The 221-nt window shown below is 51.6% G+C and carries 1 rRNA gene; it reads right to left on the reverse strand.

The window, feature by feature from the left end:
* Positions 1–221: ribosomal RNA gene (locus GTP45_RS29450) — 23S ribosomal RNA — on the reverse strand; the annotation flags it as partial.

Here is a 221-nt window from a genome sequence, read left to right on the forward strand (position 1 = left end):
GCTTACGGCGTGGGGGCTTTTCACCCCCATTATCGCTACTCATGTCAGCATTCGCACTTCTGATACCTCCAGCATCCTTTACAAGACACCTTCGCAGGCTTACAGAACGCTCTCCTACCATATCCTTGCGGATATCCGCAGCTTCGGTGACTGGCTTAGCCCCGTTACATCTTCCGCGCAGGACGACTCGATCAGTGAGCTATTACGCTTTCTTTAAATGA

It is taken from the genome of Duganella rivi (genome assembly GCF_009857435.1).
GTDB classification, from domain to species: Bacteria; Pseudomonadota; Gammaproteobacteria; order Burkholderiales; family Burkholderiaceae_D; genus Rugamonas; species Rugamonas rivi.